Origin of the sequence: Desertibacillus haloalkaliphilus (genome assembly GCF_019039105.1) — a bacterium.
GTDB classification, from domain to species: Bacteria; Bacillota; Bacilli; order Bacillales; family KJ1-10-99; genus Desertibacillus; species Desertibacillus haloalkaliphilus.
Genome location: NZ_JAHPIV010000451.1, coordinates 1 through 355, shown reverse-complemented (window position 1 = coordinate 355; position 355 = coordinate 1). Strand labels below are relative to the sequence as shown.

The following is a 355-nucleotide window of genomic DNA, read 5'->3' as shown; positions in this document are numbered from 1 at the left end:
AGCTTGGACCTAGCTTTGTGGTATTAAAAGGAGGCCATTTAACTGATGGACCTGCTGTTGATTTATTATTTGACGGAAAATGTATTCATGAGCTTGAAGTACAACGCATTGATACGAAACATACGCACGGTACCGGTTGTACATTTGCTGCAGCCATTGCTGCAGAATTAGCAAAGGGAGCACATATAAAAGAAGCAACAGAGACTGCAAAAGCCTATATCACTGCTGCAATATCCCATTCATTAAATATTGGGAGCGGAATTGGACCGACAAATCATGCAGCATTTAGGTATAATTCTAATTAAAACCAGGGGTTAACCCAAAAGGATAAAATCTTTTGAGTTAACCTTTTTAT

At 38.6% G+C, this 355-nt stretch carries 1 protein-coding gene; it reads left to right on the top strand.

Annotation, left to right across the window (positions count from 1 at the left end; genetic code table 11):
• A partial coding sequence (locus KH400_RS22755) for a bifunctional hydroxymethylpyrimidine kinase/phosphomethylpyrimidine kinase (protein WP_217228525.1) occupies positions 1–305 on the top strand: 305 nt, incomplete at its 5' end.
• Positions 306–355: the final 50 nt, after the last annotated feature.